This is a genomic window from Pseudomonas sp., from assembly GCF_048265905.1.
In the GTDB taxonomy this organism is placed as follows: domain Bacteria; phylum Pseudomonadota; class Gammaproteobacteria; order Pseudomonadales; family Pseudomonadaceae; genus Aquipseudomonas.
Genome location: NZ_JBLXAP010000009.1, coordinates 30,005 through 45,021 on the forward strand (window position 1 = coordinate 30,005; position 15,017 = coordinate 45,021).

12 protein-coding genes are annotated in these 15,017 nt (G+C 55.6%); 5 read left to right on the forward strand and 7 right to left on the reverse strand.

The window, feature by feature from the left end; translation table 11 throughout:
* Positions 1-31: 31 nt before the first annotated feature.
* The 4 genes from pheA to mtnA form a co-directional block, all read right to left on the reverse strand.
* Positions 32-1,138 carry a prephenate dehydratase gene (pheA, locus tag ACN0UH_RS13245; RefSeq protein WP_177408653.1) on the reverse strand — a complete coding sequence of 369 codons (1,107 nt, stop codon included), beginning with the start codon at positions 1,136-1,138 and terminating at the stop codon, positions 32-34.
* Entirely contained in the window at positions 1,138-2,223 is a 1,086-nt protein-coding gene (gene serC, locus ACN0UH_RS13250; RefSeq protein WP_417662485.1) for a 3-phosphoserine/phosphohydroxythreonine transaminase, read from the reverse strand. Before serC ends, pheA begins: the two co-directional genes overlap by 1 nt.
* 94 nt (positions 2,224-2,317) lie before the next feature.
* A complete protein-coding gene (gene gyrA / locus ACN0UH_RS13255) occupies positions 2,318-4,987 on the reverse strand; it encodes a DNA gyrase subunit A (RefSeq protein WP_417662486.1) in 2,670 nt (889 codons plus the stop codon).
* Positions 4,988-5,450: 463 nt separating this feature from the next.
* A complete protein-coding gene (gene mtnA, locus ACN0UH_RS13260) occupies positions 5,451-6,527 on the reverse strand; it encodes an S-methyl-5-thioribose-1-phosphate isomerase (RefSeq protein ID WP_417662487.1) in 1,077 nt (358 codons plus the stop codon).
* 179 nt (positions 6,528-6,706) lie between these two features.
* On the opposite strand from mtnA, the gene ACN0UH_RS13265 reads away from it, so the two are divergent.
* From ACN0UH_RS13265 to ACN0UH_RS13285, 5 genes are all read left to right on the forward strand, one after another.
* Positions 6,707-8,029: a TRZ/ATZ family hydrolase gene (locus ACN0UH_RS13265; protein WP_417662488.1), complete on the forward strand. Its 1,323-nt coding sequence runs from the start codon at positions 6,707-6,709 to the stop codon at positions 8,027-8,029.
* Between the two features lie 313 nt (positions 8,030-8,342).
* Entirely contained in the window at positions 8,343-9,041 is a 699-nt protein-coding gene (gene ubiG / locus ACN0UH_RS13270) for a bifunctional 2-polyprenyl-6-hydroxyphenol methylase/3-demethylubiquinol 3-O-methyltransferase UbiG (protein WP_417662489.1), read from the forward strand.
* Positions 9,041-9,712, forward strand: a complete 672-nt coding sequence (gene mupP / locus ACN0UH_RS13275) for an N-acetylmuramic acid 6-phosphate phosphatase MupP (protein ID WP_417662490.1) — start codon at positions 9,041-9,043, stop codon at positions 9,710-9,712. Before ubiG ends, mupP begins: the two co-directional genes overlap by 1 nt.
* A 97-nt stretch (positions 9,713-9,809) precedes the next feature.
* On the forward strand, positions 9,810-10,550 hold the full coding sequence (locus ACN0UH_RS13280) for a YciK family oxidoreductase (RefSeq protein ID WP_417662491.1): 741 nt from the start codon (positions 9,810-9,812) through the stop codon (positions 10,548-10,550).
* A gap of 215 nt (positions 10,551-10,765) precedes the next feature.
* Entirely contained in the window at positions 10,766-11,692 is a 927-nt protein-coding gene (locus ACN0UH_RS13285) for a GGDEF domain-containing protein (RefSeq protein ID WP_417662492.1), read from the forward strand.
* Between the two features lie 106 nt (positions 11,693-11,798).
* Here ACN0UH_RS13285 and rluB read toward each other — a convergent pair whose 3' ends face one another.
* The 3 genes from rluB to ACN0UH_RS13300 form a co-directional block, all read right to left on the reverse strand.
* Complete coding sequence (rluB, locus tag ACN0UH_RS13290) at positions 11,799-12,962, reverse strand: 23S rRNA pseudouridine(2605) synthase RluB (protein ID WP_417662493.1); 1,164 nt, start codon at positions 12,960-12,962, stop codon at positions 11,799-11,801.
* Positions 12,963-13,294: 332 nt separating this feature from the next.
* Complete coding sequence (gene scpB, locus ACN0UH_RS13295) at positions 13,295-14,272, reverse strand: SMC-Scp complex subunit ScpB (protein ID WP_417662494.1); 978 nt, start codon at positions 14,270-14,272, stop codon at positions 13,295-13,297.
* Positions 14,259-15,008, reverse strand: a complete 750-nt coding sequence (locus ACN0UH_RS13300; protein WP_417662625.1) for a segregation and condensation protein A — start codon at positions 15,006-15,008, stop codon at positions 14,259-14,261. Before ACN0UH_RS13300 ends, scpB begins: the two co-directional genes overlap by 14 nt.
* Positions 15,009-15,017: the final 9 nt, after the last annotated feature.

Genomic DNA, 15,017 nt, shown 5'->3' on the forward strand with positions numbered 1-15,017 from the left:
GATGAAAAAGCGTCATCCACCCCGCGGAGCATCAGAGAACGGCTTTGGGGTATGAGCCCAGCACCTTGAGCGCAACTGCTTCCTGATTGATTTTTTCCAGCACATCCTTGATCAACGGATCGCGGTGATGGCCGACAAAATCGATGAAGAATACATAGGTCCATTTACCGCTGCGCGAAGGCCGCGTTTCAATGCGCGTCAGGTCGATACCGTTGTGATGAAACGGCACCAGCAACTCATGCAACGCACCCGGCTTGTTGCTCATGGAAATGATGACTGAGGTTTTATCATCCCCGGTCGGTGGTACTTCCTGGCTGCCGATGATCAAGAAGCGCGTCGAGTTGTCCGGACGGTCTTCGATTTTTTCAGCCAATTTGGTCAAGCCATACAGGCTCGCAGCCATGTCGCCCGCGATCGCCGCTGAATTCCACTCGCTTTTGACGCGCTTGGCTGCATCGGCATTGCTCGAAACAGCAATACGCTCAACATTCGGGAAATGCGCATCCAGCCACTTACGGCACTGCGCCAATGACTGCGCGTGCGAATAGATACGGGTGATCTTGTCAGTCTTGGTCGACTCACCCACCAACAGGTGATGGTGAATACGCAGCTCAACTTCGCCACAAATCACCATGTCGTGCTCAAGGAAGCTGTCCAGGGTGTGGTTGATCGCACCTTCAGTGGAGTTTTCGACCGGCACCACACCGAAGTTCACTGCACCGGCAGCCACTTCACGGAATACTTCATCGATAGCCGCCATCGGCACGCTAATCACCGCGTGACCGAAATGCTTCATGGCCGCCGCTTGCGAGAAGGTCCCTTCTGGCCCGAGGTAAGCCACTTTCAGCGGGTTCTCAAGCGCCAGGCATGAAGACATGATTTCACGAAACAGACGGGCCATTTCTTCATTGCCCAATGGCCCGGCATTACGGTCCATTACGCGCTTGAGCACCTGCGCCTCACGCTCGGGACGGTAAAAAACCGGCTTCTCGCCTTCTGGCAACGCAGCCATTTTTACCCGCGCGACTTCTTCAGCGCAGCGGGCGCGATCACTGATCAGCTCAAGGATTTTCTCATCCAGACTGTCAATGCGTAGGCGCAGCGCCTTTAATTCTTGCTCGGAGATTTGATCCGACATTAACCGTGCTCCTTCTCGAACTCAGCCATGTAGGCAACCAATGCCTGCACCGCATCAAGACCCACTGCGTTATAGATAGAGGCACGCATGCCGCCAACTGAACGGTGACCTTTAAGGTTCAACAAACCGCGCGCATCAGCGCCGGCTAAAAATGGCTTGTCCAGGCGATCATCAGCCAGACGGAACGGCACATTCATCCACGACCGCGAATTAGGCGTGATCGGGTTGCTGTACAACTCGCTGTTATCAATGGCGCCGTACAGCAGGTCTTTTTTGGCGCGATTGCGAGCTTCCATCGCCTCAACACCGCCCTGCTCTTTCAGCCACTCAAACACCAGACCCGACAAGTACCAAGAGAAAGTCGCCGGGGTGTTGTACATTGAACCGTTATCAGCTGCGACCTTGTAGTTGAGCATGGTCGGGCACGAACTGCGCGCGCGGCCCAGCAGGTCTTCACGCACGATAACCACCACCAGGCCGCTCGGGCCGATATTTTTCTGCGCACCGGCGTAGATCAGGCCGAACCTGGAGACATCCAGCGAACGCGAAAGGATATCCGAAGACATATCGGCTACCAGTGGTACGTCACCCACTTGAGGAATCCAGTCAAACTGCAGGCCGCCAATGGTTTCGTTGCTGGCGTAATGCACGTAGGCAGCATTTTTCGACAGCTGCCATTCGTTTTGCCCAGGAATCGCGAAATAGTCGTATGGCTTGGCGCTGGCTGCGACATTGATGTTGCCGTAGCGTTTGGCTTCTTCGATGCTTTTCTTCGACCAGATACCGGTGTCGATGTAGTCAGCCACACCGTCTTCTGGCAGCAAATTCAGGGCGATCTCAGCGAACTGTTGGCTGGCACCGCCCTGCAAAAACAGGACTTTGTAATTCGAGGGAATGAACAGCAGATCACGCAGATCCTGCTCGGCCTTCTCGGCAATTGCGGTGTATTCGTCACTGCGATGGCTCATTTCCATCACTGACAGGCCTTTACCCTGCCAGTCGAGGAGTTCAGCCTGGGCACGTTGCAGAACAGCTTCGGGAAGCGCGGCTGGGCCGGCGCAGAAGTTAAAGGCTCGCTTGCTCACATCCACTCTCTCAAAAATGGACGCTGGCCCTAAGCCAGCGCCTGATCAAACACCACAGACAACAAAGCCTGCCGAAGCAGGCTTGTTGCGTGGATTACTCTGGATCTACGGGATTTTCATCCGCAGCAGGCGCTTCAGGTTCAGCGCCATCTTCTGGCGCCAACTCTGCAGACTCACCTTCAATCTCTTCATTGACGATCAGCTCGCCATTCTCATCGTATTCTTCTTCAATCGAAGGCTCTTGAACACGTTGCAGTCCGACTAGTTTCTCGTCCTTGGCCAGGCGAATCAGGGTCACGCCCTGAGTATTACGTCCCAGGCTTGAGACCTCACCAACGCGCGTACGCACCAGTGTGCCTTGGTCAGAAATCAGCATGATTTCCTCACCATCAAGTACCTGAACCGCGCCAACCAACTTACCGTTACGCTCGTTGCTGACCATGGCGATTACGCCCTGACCGCCACGCTTGTACTCTGGGAACTCGCCGATTTCAGTACGCTTGCCGTAGCCGCGTTCCGAAGCGGTCAGAATCTGGCTGCCTTCTTCTGGAATCAACATCGAGATCAGCTTCTGGCCTTCAGCCAAACGCATACCGCGAACACCGCGAGCGGTACGGCCCATGGCGCGCACATCACTCTCTTTAAAGCGTGTCACCTTGCCGCCGTCGGAGAACAACATCACTTCACGGCTGCCGTCGGTAATCGAGGCAGAAATCAGGGTATCGCCTTCGTCCAGGTCGAGGGCAATCAAACCCACGCTGCGCTGACGGCTGAATTGCTCCAGCGGCGTCTTCTTCACAGTACCGCCAGCGGTAGCCATAAAGATGAAGTGACCTTCGGTGTACTCATCAACCGGCAACATGGTGGTGATGTATTCACCTTCATCCAGCGGCAACAGGTTAACCAATGGACGACCGCGCGCAGCACGCGAGGCCTCCGGAATTTCATAGGTCTTCAGCCAGTAAACCTTGCCACGGCTGGAAAACAGCAGCAGCGTGGTGTGGCTGTTGGCAACCAGCAGGTGAGAAATGTAGTCCTCATCCTTGACGCCGGTCGCCGACTTGCCTTTACCGCCACGACGCTGCGCTTGATACGCTGCCAGCGGCTGGGATTTGGCATAACCGGTGTGAGAAATGGTCACCACGCGGTCTTCTTCGGTGATCAGGTCAGCCAGCGTCAGATCAAGACGGTTGTCGAGGATTTCAGTACGACGAGCATCGCCGAACTCAGCCTTGATACCTTCAAGCTCTTCGGTGATCACTTCCATCAAGCGCTCAGCGCTGGTGAGGATGCGGATCAGCTCGCCAATCTGCGCCAAGATCTCTTGGTACTCAGCCAACAGTTTTTCGTGTTCAAGACCGGTCAGACGATGCAAACGCAGGTCAAGAATGGCCTGAGCCTGTTCTGGCGACAGGTAATACTTACCGTCACGCAGACCATATTGCGGGTCCAGATTGTCTGGGCGGCACGAGTCAGCGCCTGCGCGCTCAACCATGCTCTGCACGGCGCTGGATTCCCAGGCCTTGGCAATCAGGGCTTCTTTAGCTTCAGCCGAGGTCGGCGAAGCTTTGATCAAGGCGATAACCGGGTCGATGTTCGACAGGGCAACCGCTTGGCCTTCAAGAATGTGGCCACGCTCACGAGCTTTGCGCAGCTCAAACACCGTGCGACGAGTAACCACTTCGCGGCGGTGCAGGATGAAGACTTCGAGCATGTCCTTAAGGTTGAGAACCTTAGGCTGGCCGTCGATCAAAGCAACCACGTTGATACCGAACACGCCTTGCATCTGGGTTTGCGCGTAGAGGTTATTAAGAATGACCTCCGGCACTTCACCACGACGCAATTCGATAACAATGCGCATGCCGTCTTTGTCAGACTCATCGCGCAGCTCGGTGATGCCTTCAAGCTTCTTCTCTTTAACCAGCTCGGCGATCTTCTCGATCAAGCGCGCCTTGTTCAGCTGGTAAGGCAGTTCGGTGACGATGATTTGCTGGCGACCGCCAACCTTGTCAATGTCCTCGATCTCAGCACGGGCACGCATATAGATGCGCCCGCGACCGGTGCGATAGGCTTCGATGATACCGGCGCGACCGTTAATGATAGCGGCGGTTGGGAAATCCGGGCCTGGGATGTACTGCATCAAATCATCGATGCTCAGTTCCGGGTTTTCGATCAGCGCCAGGCAGCCATTGATAACCTCGGTCAGGTTATGCGGCGGAATGTTGGTCGCCATGCCCACAGCGATACCGCTGGAGCCGTTGATCAGCAGGTTAGGAACCTTGGTCGGCATGACCGCTGGGATAATTTCAGTGCCGTCGTAGTTAGGCACCCAATCCACAGTTTCTTTATGCAAGTCAGCCAGCAGCTCATGGGCCAGCTTGGTCATACGCACTTCGGTGTATCGCATGGCAGCGGCGTTGTCGCCGTCAACCGAACCGAAGTTACCCTGACCGTCTACCAACAGGTAGCGTAATGAGAATGGCTGAGCCATACGGACGATGGTGTCGTAGACCGCAGTATCACCGTGTGGGTGATATTTACCGATCACGTCACCAACGACACGAGCCGACTTCTTGTACGCCTTGTTCCAGTCATTACCCAGCTCGCTCATCGCGTACAACACGCGACGGTGCACGGGCTTCAAGCCATCGCGCGCATCCGGCAGTGCACGACCGACAATTACGCTCATCGCGTAATCGAGGTAGGACTGCTTGAGTTCGTCTTCGATATTGACCGGGAGGATTTCTTTGGCCAGTTCGCCCATGAGTAGCCTGGTTCCTTTTTCTGGTGAAACTCCGCTCCATCCGTTGTGAACGAGGCGAAGCCTGTCGCTGTAACATCAAGTCGACAACGACTCACGACAAATCAATAAGTTATGCCATGGATATACGCAGTTGAGGCAACCATAAGCAGTTGCCCTGATAACTGCCGGAGGTTACCACATACAGCGCTTTTCACCTACCCTAAAACCGACCAGAAAAACCACCGAATAGCCCTGTGACGCACTGAGAGGCCGTACAAGCCGATTTATTCCTTTGCAGCCTCCACCGCAGGCCATGCATAAATGCCATTAGAACGTCATCAAAACGCGCACCAGGAGCGCCAGCAAACACACTGAAGCAAGACCGCATGATGTGAAAAATGCAAAACGCGGTCAGCACGCATTGATTGGAAATAAGTACCTGAGTTGCCCCACAACCTGCTCAGGCAAGCACAACCTATGCCAGTCAATGCAGGCGCTTGCGGCACATCAACTGGGTCATCTTGGCCAAATCCGGGCGCTCAACCACACCTTTTTCGGTGACGATAAAGTCGATTAAATCAGCAGGCGTCACATCGAATACCGGATTGACTGCATCAACGCCCGCCGCAACGCGCTTGCCAGCTACTTCAAGCAACTCACTGCCGTCACGCTCTTCGATCGGGATGTCTTCGCCACTTTCCAGATCCATATCAATAGTCGAACTCGGCGCCACCACCATAAAGCGCACACCGTGATGCATAGCGTTGACGGCCAGTTGATAGGTGCCAATTTTATTGGCAACATCACCATTTGCGGTAATTCGATCCGCTCCGACTATCACCCAGGTAATGCCACGGGTTTTCATCAAGTGAGCCGCTGCTGAGTCAGCATTGAGGCTTACCGGAATGCCTTCGTTAGCCAGTTCCCAGGCGGTCAGCCGCGAGCCTTGCAACCATGGCCGTGTTTCATCGGCGTAGACCCGCTCGACCAAGCCGTCGAGATAAGCCGCACGGATCACGCCCAACGCGGTACCGAAACCGCCAGTCGCCAAGGCGCCGGTATTGCAATGGGTTAACAGGTTTTGCAGGTTGCCTTGATGTTTACGGATCAAGTCGACACCAAGCTGGGCCATGGTCAGATTGGCTTCACGGTCGCTTTCGTGAATACCCAGCGCCTCAGTCTCCAGCACCGCCAACGCATCGTCTTGCGGCTTGATGCGTGCCAACCTCTCACGCATGCGGTTCAGCGCCCAGAACAGGTTCACCGCAGTGGGTCGCGAATCTGCCAGCACCTGGAAGTCAGCCTCAAGCGCTGCACGCCAGTCGCCGCCTTCTTTAATACGCTGACGAGCACCCAGCACCACACCATAAGCCGCGCTGATACCGATGGCCGGCGCACCGCGCACCACCATTGACTTGATTGCCAAAGCTACGTCTACGGCATTTTCATATGCAAGCCACAGTTCTTCGAAAGGAAGCACGCGCTGATCCAGCAGATAAAGACGGCCATCACGCCACTCAATAGCTTTGACCTTTTCTGCTGCTAACAACTGCTCGCGCATCGACCCATCCTCGTAAAACAAAGCCGCTGAGTATACGCCCAAGCGCTCGCTGGCCTGTAACCATAGTTGCTGCAAAATCTCAAAATCACCGATTAAGACTGTGCTTGCAGTCCTTTCGACTTCATGCGCGCGGCGTTCCACTATAGAATCGCCGGTCAACTATGCATAGGCGCCTATAAATGTCCGAAGCCCCACTCGACCTTATCCTGCTCCCCACTTGGCTGGTCCCTGTTGAACCGGCTGGTGTCGTGTTGCGCGACCACGGGCTGGGTATTCGCGACGGCAAAATCGTGATGATTGCTCCACGCGAGCAGGCACTTAAACAGGCCGCACTGGAAGTTCGCGAACTGCCCGACCACATCATCACCCCAGGCCTGATCAACGCCCACGGCCACGCTGCAATGACGCTGTTTCGCGGGTTAGCGGATGATTTACCGCTAATGACCTGGCTGCAACAGCACATCTGGCCTGCTGAAGCCAAGTGGGTGAACGAACAATTCATCAAAGATGGCACCGAGCTGGCGATTGCCGAGCAGCTCAAAGGCGGCATCACCTGCTTCTCGGACATGTACTTTTTCCCCGAAATTGCCAGCCAGCAGGTACACAGCAGCGGTATTCGCGCACAAATCACTATCCCGGTACTCGACTTTCCGATTCCCGGTGCCCGCGATGCGGCTGAAGCCCTGCACAAGGGCCTTGAGCTATTCAGCGACCTCAAGCATCACCCACGAATCAAAATCGCCTTTGGCCCGCACGCCCCTTACACCGTTAGCGATGACAAGCTGAGCAACATCAATGTACTGGCAGAGGAACTTGAAGCGGGTATTCACATGCACGTCCACGAGACTGCATTTGAAGTTCAGCAAAGCATGGAGTTGCAAGGCGAACGCCCGCTCGCACGGTTGGCCCGTCTCGGCCTCTTGGGGCCACGCTTTCAAGCCGTGCACATGACCCAGATTGATGACGACGACCTCGAACTGTTAGTCGCCAGCAATACCAGCGTCATTCATTGCCCGGAGTCGAACCTCAAGCTTGCCAGCGGCTTTTGCCCGGTTGAGAAGCTATGGAATGCAGGCGTCAACGTTGCCATCGGCACTGACGGCGCAGCCAGCAATAACGATCTTGATCTACTGGGCGAGACGCGCACTGCCGCGCTACTGGCCAAAGCGGTCGCAGGCTCGGCCACGGCGCTCGATGCCCATCGCGCACTGCGCATGGCAACCCTTAATGGCGCTCGCGCCCTGGGTCTTGAGGCAGAGGTTGGTTCACTGGAAGTTGGCAAAGCAGCTGATATTTGCGCATTCAACCTGTCCGGACTGGCCCAACAACCGGTGTACGACCCGGTATCGCAGCTCATCTATGCCAGCAGCCGCGCCTGCGTTGAGCATGTTTGGGTCGGTGGCAAGCAGTTGTTGGAGAACGGCAAGCTGACGCGTATGGATGAAGCTCAAATCATCGCCAACACCCGAGTCTGGGGCGAAAAAATAGGTGCAAAAGCCTAAGAAGCCTCTGAAAAACTACTGCGCTCGATATTACGGTGTTAAAAAACTGCTCAAAATGCTCATTTAGGCCAACTAAGTCGAGCGCGACCCCGGTCGCTTTTTCGCATTTTTTTGCCTTGTACTATCGTCGCTCGCTACCTTTTTCAGAGGTTCTTTAACGATATATAGAGGCGGCTACACATATATGCCAGCCGCTGCGACAAACTGACATACACTGGCCTGCTGACAAGCGCCCACTAACAGGCGTGAAAATGGCACCATGACTATAGGAAGCCATGCAGGCACCTTTTGCAGATTTAATCAGGAACAGCTCATGAGCAACGTCGATCCAGCTGAAATTGCCAAGTTTGAAGCCCTTGCCCACCGCTGGTGGGACCGTGAAAGCGAGTTCAAACCGCTGCATGAAATCAACCCACTGCGGGTTAACTGGATTGATGAACGCGTCGGTCTGGCAGGCAAAAAAGTACTCGACGTAGGCTGTGGCGGCGGCATTCTTAGTGAATCCATGGCCCAGCGCGGCGCGACCGTAACCGGTATCGACATGGGTGAAGCGCCGTTAGCGGTTGCCCAGCTGCACCAGCTGGAATCCGGGGTATCGGTTGAGTACCGGCAGATCACCGCTGAAGACCTCGCCGAAGAAATGCCCGAGCAATTCGATGTCGTAACCTGCCTAGAGATGCTTGAGCACGTGCCTGATCCTGCCTCGATCATCCGCGCCTGCTACCGCATGGTTAAACCGGGTGGCCAGGTGTTTTTCTCGACCATCAACCGCAACCCGAAGGCGTATATGTTTGCCGTAATCGGTGCGGAATACCTGTTGCGCCTGTTGCCACGCGGCACCCATGAATTCAAGAAATTCATCCGCCCATCCGAACTGGGCAGCTGGAGCCGCGCGACTGGGCTCGAAGTCAAAGACATCATCGGCTTGACCTACAACCCGCTGACCAAGCACTACAAGCTGTCATCCGATGTAGACGTCAACTACATGATCCAAACGCTCAAGGAGCAATGATGCGACTGCGTGCAGTACTTTTCGACATGGATGGCACGCTGCTCGACAGTGCCCCCGACTTTATTGCAATCTGCCAAGCCATGCGCGTGGAGCGTGGGCTAGAGCCGATTGCTGAAAAGCTGATCCGCGACCAAGTTTCAGGCGGCGCCCGCGCCATGGTTTCGGCGACTTTTAGCCTGGACCCGCAAGCGCCTGAGTTTGAACCGCTGCGCCTTGAGTTTCTCGAGCGTTATCAAAGCCACTGCGCAGTGCTGACCCGACCTTTTGACGGGATCAACGAGCTTCTCGCTGAGATTGAGCAGGCCAAACTGATCTGGGGCGTTGTCACCAACAAGCCGCTACGTTTTGCCGAGCCAATCATGCAGCAACTGGGTTTGGCCAAACGCTCAGCCATATTGATCTGCCCGGATCATGTCAAAAACAGCAAGCCAGACCCCGAACCCATGATCCTTGCCTGCAAAACTCTGGGCCTGGACCCCGCCACCGTGCTGTTCGTTGGCGATGACCTACGTGATATTGAGTCTGGCCGCGCTGCCGGCACCAAAACAGCTGCAGTCACCTACGGCTATATTCATCCCCAGGACAACCCACGCAACTGGGGCGCCGACGTAGTGGTCGACCATCCATTGCAGTTACGCGCGGTGCTGGACAACGCATTGTGTAGCTGTTGAATTCCCGACTGACCTGCGCCCTGCCGCGCAGGTTTGCGCAACCATTGAAACCGGCGACCGGCGCAGCCGCGCCGCACCAAGCAAGCGAGACTGAGTCATGTTCGATTACACCGCCCGCCCTGATCTTCTCAAAGACCGCGTTATTTTAGTCACCGGCGCAGGCCGCGGCATTGGCGCAGCGGCTGCCAAAACCTTCGCCGCCCATGGCGCAACGGTGTTGTTGCTGGGCAAGACTGAAAGCAACCTGAGCAAGGTCTACGACGAAATCGAAGCAGCCGGCCACCCACAACCCGCGGTTATCCCTTTCAATCTGGAAACTGCTCTGCCGCATCAGTACGACGAATTGGCGGCAATGGTTGAGAGTGAATTTGGCAAAATCGATGGCCTGCTGCACAACGCCTCAATCATCGGTCCACGCACCCCGGTCGAGCAGTTATCTGGCGAGAACTTCATGCGTGTCATGCAAGTGAACGTCAACGCCATGTTTATGCTGACCAGCACCCTGTTGCCATTACTGAAGCTCTCAAACGACGCTTCCGTGGTCTTTACTTCAAGCAGCGTCGGCCGCAAAGGCCGCGCTTATTGGGGCGCTTACGGTGTGTCGAAATTTGCCACTGAAGGCTTTATGCAGACATTGGCAGACGAACTGGAAAATGTCGCCCCAGTGCGCGCCAACAGCATCAACCCAGGTGCAACCCGCACTGACATGCGCGCCCAGGCTTATCCAGGCGAAAACCCGGACAACAATCCAGCTCCAGCTGACATCATGCCGGTCTATCTGTACCTGATGGGCCCAGACAGCACGGGCGTCAGCGGCCAGGCATTTGACGCACAGTAACGCTCGATAGTGGCAAAATAATGCCAGCTTTTTGGCAGCCGACCGGCAACTGCTCGCCGGTCTTTTGTCATCAGCCGCGCCTTCACCCTCACTCCGCGCCATCCGGCAACTATAAGTGACTGAATTCACATATTTTTTGATTGAAACGAAACAGCTGGCACGGAAATCGCTCTAAACCAATATTGCCGCACTTTAGCGCCAGAGGTTTAGCGTTTATGGTTCCCCCCAACTCCAGCAACACAATTGATTTCGATGCGGCCAAGCTGCAACGTCTCGGCTACTCGAGCAAACAAAAGCAATCACTGCAGCCCCTTACCCTTGCCCAACTCCGCCAGCACCTGAATTTGCAATTGCAAACCAGCCTTGACGCAGAGCGCACACTGAACCTGTTTTTCAGCGAGATTCAGCGTCTGGTTGCGCTCGATGGTTTGTCTTATCAGCACGGTGTCAGTGATCTGAACCTGGAGTTCGGTGAGACCGCAGGTAACTCAGCCAGCTATCGTCTCAGTCATGAGGGAGAATATCTCGGCGAATTAGTATTCCGGCGCAAACTACGTTTTAGCGAAGTTGAGTTAAACCAACTGGAAGCCTTGCTTGGCAGTCTGCTTTACCCGCTGCGCAATGCTCTGCTCTACCGCACAGCCATCCAGAATGCGCTGCGCGACCCGCTGACCAACACCGGCAATCGTATTGCGATGGAGCAGATGCTGCACCGTGAAGTCGATCTCGCCAGTCGCAGCCAGCAGCCGCTATCGCTGCTGATGGTCGACCTCGACCACTTCAAGCAGATCAATGACAACCACGGGCATAGCGTTGGCGATGAAGTACTTAAAGCAGTGGCCAGCACGATCAAGACGCAATTGCGCAACGTGGATATGATTTTCCGCTACGGCGGCGAGGAATTTCTGGTACTGCTTTCAGGAACAGGCCGCGACGCCTCAGCCATGGTCGGCGAACGCCTGCGCCATTCAGTCGAGCAACTGCAATACGTCAACCAAGGCCAGCCACTTGAATTGTCGATCAGCCTCGGCGGCGCCAGCTTGTTGCCCGGCGAATCTGATGCGAGCCTACTGCGCCGAGCCGATAACGCGCTATACGTTTCAAAGCGTGATGGCCGCAACCGCCTGAACATGGCCGGTTAATCTAACTCGACGCGGGCTCCAGAACTCAGCAGAAAACAAAAAGGGTCGCCCGAGGCGACCCTTTTTTGCTTTCGTGCAAGTAGAGCTGTGAAAGCAGCGCTTTGGCTTATGCCTTTGGCTCAGGCTTGCGACCACGACCAAAACCTGGACGCTGACCATCAGCCGCTGGCGCACCGCGACGCTTGGCCGGAGCACCTGCAGGCTTGCGCCCACCTCGCTCAGGCGACTCCGAACCTGCCCGTTCAGGGCGAGGCTTGCCGGAGGTTCGCTGCTTGTTCATATCGCTTGGACGCTCAGCCACTGCAGACGTTTTGCCAGCTCCGCCGCGCGACTGGTCACGCGAACCGCGACCGGAACGTGCATCACCGTCGGCGGGGCCACCATGCGCCGGGCGCAAAGTACGTGCAGAACGATCACCACGACCAACCGGCTTGGCCGACTTACGCTGCTGACGATCAAGCTTATCGCGCGCTTTTTCTTTCATGTCTGGCAGAGCAACAGGCTTGAGGCCGACTTCTTCACTAAGAATATCGACTTCACGCTGACCCATTTCACGCCAGCGACCCATGGTCAGATCGGAGGTCATAAATACCGGACCGAAGCGTACGCGCTTCAACCGGCTGACGACCAAACCTTGCGATTCCCACAGGCGACGCACTTCGCGATTACGGCCTTCCATAACCACGCAGTGATACCAGTGGTTATAACCTTCGCCGCCAGGCGCTTCCTTGATGTCGGTAAACTTGGCGGGGCCATCTTCAAGCATCACGCCTGCTTTCAAGCGCTCGATCATCTCTTCGTCGACTTCACCACGCACACGCACAGCGTATTCACGGTCCATCTGATAGGAAGGATGCATCAAGCGGTTAGCCAGTTCACCGTCTGTAGTGAACATCAGCAAGCCGGTGGTATTGATGTCGAGACGACCAATATTGATCCAGCGGCCTTCTTTAGGACGCGGCAAACGGTCGAATACAGTGGGACGGCCTTCTGGGTCGTCACGGGTGCAAATTTCGCCGTCGGGCTTATTGTAGATAATCACACGACGTAGGTTTTCAGCTGCTTCTTCGCGCTTGATAACCTTGCCATCGAGGGCAATTGCGTCATGTAGGTCAACACGTTGACCGAGGCTTGCCGCTACGCCATTGACCTTGACGCGGCCTGCGCCGATCCAGGTTTCGATCTCACGACGTGAGGCCAAACCCATGCGGGCCAAGACTTTCTGCAGTTTTTCGCCTGCAGGGCTGGTCTGTTCAATTTCTTCACTCATCTGGGCACCTCCCGGTGTTTCTCTGTGATGGGGCGACATCTCGTCGAGGGCGCGCATCATACGCGTCCGCTGAAAGAGTAGCTAGCCGCAAAGATAATAGTTGGATTTCTGCCGACTGGTATTTCTTGTGTTTAGCTTATGGTGGACAAGCTTCGCGTTGTCACACCCTACGGAGCTTGATGCGTAGGGTGGAAGACGCTCCACCCTTCCACCATTATCAGCCACGCCCAGATACGTGGTGGACAAGCTTCGCGTTGGCGCACCCTACGTGGCCACAAAATGTAGGGTGGAAGACGCTTTATCCTTCCACCATTGCCAGCCACGCTCAACCACTAATAGTTGCCGTTAAGTTCATCGGCGATGGCGGCTTGCAAAGCGCGCTCGGCCTCAGCTTCTTCATCCAGTGCTGCTTGGATCGGATCATGGGGCGTCAGGTCTGGCCGGGGTTGTTCAACTGTCTCACCGCTGGTTACCGAATCCGCCTGATTTTGCGCGGCTTGCACATCAGGCGTCTCAGAAGTCTCTGACGGTTCATCATCAGGCGACAGCTCTAAATCATCGAAATCAATCTTCAGGCCTTGCTCCATGTTGTCCAATTCGGCCAACAAGCTGCTGAAACTGGTTTCTTCGGGAACTTTATCAACGGCTGGCTCAGCTTCAGCATCGCCCTCTTCACCCGCCAGCGCCAGATCTGCTCGCGCTTGCAGGCTCGCCGGTACCGGCGCCTCGCCTTCTGCGTAGCCAACAAACTCAGGTTCGGGTTCGGTTGCAGGCTCAAGCTCACGCAAATCGGCCAGTGGCGGCAATTGATCAAGGCTTTTCAGGTTGAAGTGATCGAGAAACTGCTTGGTCGTCGCCAACATCGCCGGTTTTCCCGGCACATCGCGGTAGCCGACCACACGGATCCATTCACGTTCAAGCAAGGTTTTGACAATATTGCTGTTGACCGCAACGCCGCGAATATCTTCAATTTCGCCCCGGGTAATCGGTTGGCGATAGGCAACCAGGGCTAGAGTTTCGAGCATCGCTCGTGAGTAACGCTGCGGGCGCTCTTCCCACAAACGTCCAACCCAGGGAGCAAATTTTTCACGCACCTGCAGGCGATAGCCACTCGCCACCTCGACCAACTCGACCGCACGTCCGTCACAGGCCTTGCGCAGCACTTCGATGGCTTTCTTGAATACCGCGGGCTCAGGGCGTTCGCCTTCCTCGAACAATTCATACAAGCGCTCAAGCGTCTGCGGCTTGCCAGAAGCCAATAAGAAGGCTTCGAGCAAGGTGGCCAGGTCTTTGGGTTCATTCAAATTCATTTATTTGCTCAGCTCGCGCCCGCACGTGGATTGGACCGTAGGGCTCATTTTGCACTAACTCAGCCAAGGATTCCTTGATCAGCTCAAGCACCGCCATAAACGTAACCACTACACCCAAGCGTCCTTCCTCTGCCACAAACAAGCCAACAAACGGCACAAACTCACCGCCCTTGAGCCGTTCGAGCACATCACTCATGCGTTCACGAGTTGACAAGGTTTCGCGGGTGATCTGGTGGCTTTCAAACATATCAGCACGGCGCAGAACCTCAGCCATCGACACCAGAAGCTCCTCCAGGCTGACATCCGGTAATAGCTTGCGCGCTTTGGCTTGCGGCGCATCCAGGCGTGGCACGCTGAGGTCACGGCCAACCCGCGGAATTAAATCCAAGCCTTCGGCCGCCGCCTTGTAACGTTCGTACTCCTGCAACCGGCGGATAAGCTCGGCGCGCGGGTCGTCTTCTTCCTCTTCGGCGCTCGCCGAGCGCGGCAGCAACATTCGCGACTTGATCTCAGCCAGCATCGCCGCCATCACCAAGTACTCGGCAGCAAGCTCCAGTCGCACGGTGTGCATCAGTTCAACGTAACCCATGTACTGGCGAGTAATTTCCGCAACGGGAATATCCAGCACATCAATATTTTGCTTACGGATCAGGTACAGGAGTAAATCCAACGGCCCTTCAAACGCTTCAAGAAACACCTCAAGCGCGTCCGGCGGAATGTACAAGTCCAAAGGCATCTCAGTGAG

What these genes read in the sequence shown, in the direction of transcription:
- pheA (WP_177408653.1), bottom strand. Translation starts at nt 1,138, where the DNA reads ATGTCGGATCAAATCTCCGAGCAAGAATTAAAGGCGCTGCGCCTACGC.
- gyrA (WP_417662486.1), bottom strand. Translation starts at nt 4,987, where the DNA reads ATGGGCGAACTGGCCAAAGAAATCCTCCCGGTCAATATCGAAGACGAA.
- mtnA (WP_417662487.1), bottom strand. Translation starts at nt 6,527, where the DNA reads ATGCGCGAGCAGTTGTTAGCAGCAGAAAAGGTCAAAGCTATTGAGTGG.
- ACN0UH_RS13265 (WP_417662488.1), top strand. Translation starts at nt 6,707, where the DNA reads ATGTCCGAAGCCCCACTCGACCTTATCCTGCTCCCCACTTGGCTGGTC.
- ubiG (WP_417662489.1), top strand. Translation starts at nt 8,343, where the DNA reads ATGAGCAACGTCGATCCAGCTGAAATTGCCAAGTTTGAAGCCCTTGCC.
- mupP (WP_417662490.1), top strand. Translation starts at nt 9,041, where the DNA reads ATGCGACTGCGTGCAGTACTTTTCGACATGGATGGCACGCTGCTCGAC.
- ACN0UH_RS13280 (WP_417662491.1), top strand. Translation starts at nt 9,810, where the DNA reads ATGTTCGATTACACCGCCCGCCCTGATCTTCTCAAAGACCGCGTTATT.
- ACN0UH_RS13285 (WP_417662492.1), top strand. Translation starts at nt 10,766, where the DNA reads ATGGTTCCCCCCAACTCCAGCAACACAATTGATTTCGATGCGGCCAAG.
- rluB (WP_417662493.1), bottom strand. Translation starts at nt 12,962, where the DNA reads ATGAGTGAAGAAATTGAACAGACCAGCCCTGCAGGCGAAAAACTGCAG.
- scpB (WP_417662494.1), bottom strand. Translation starts at nt 14,272, where the DNA reads ATGAATTTGAATGAACCCAAAGACCTGGCCACCTTGCTCGAAGCCTTC.
- ACN0UH_RS13300 (WP_417662625.1), bottom strand. Translation starts at nt 15,008, where the DNA reads ATGCCTTTGGACTTGTACATTCCGCCGGACGCGCTTGAGGTGTTTCTT.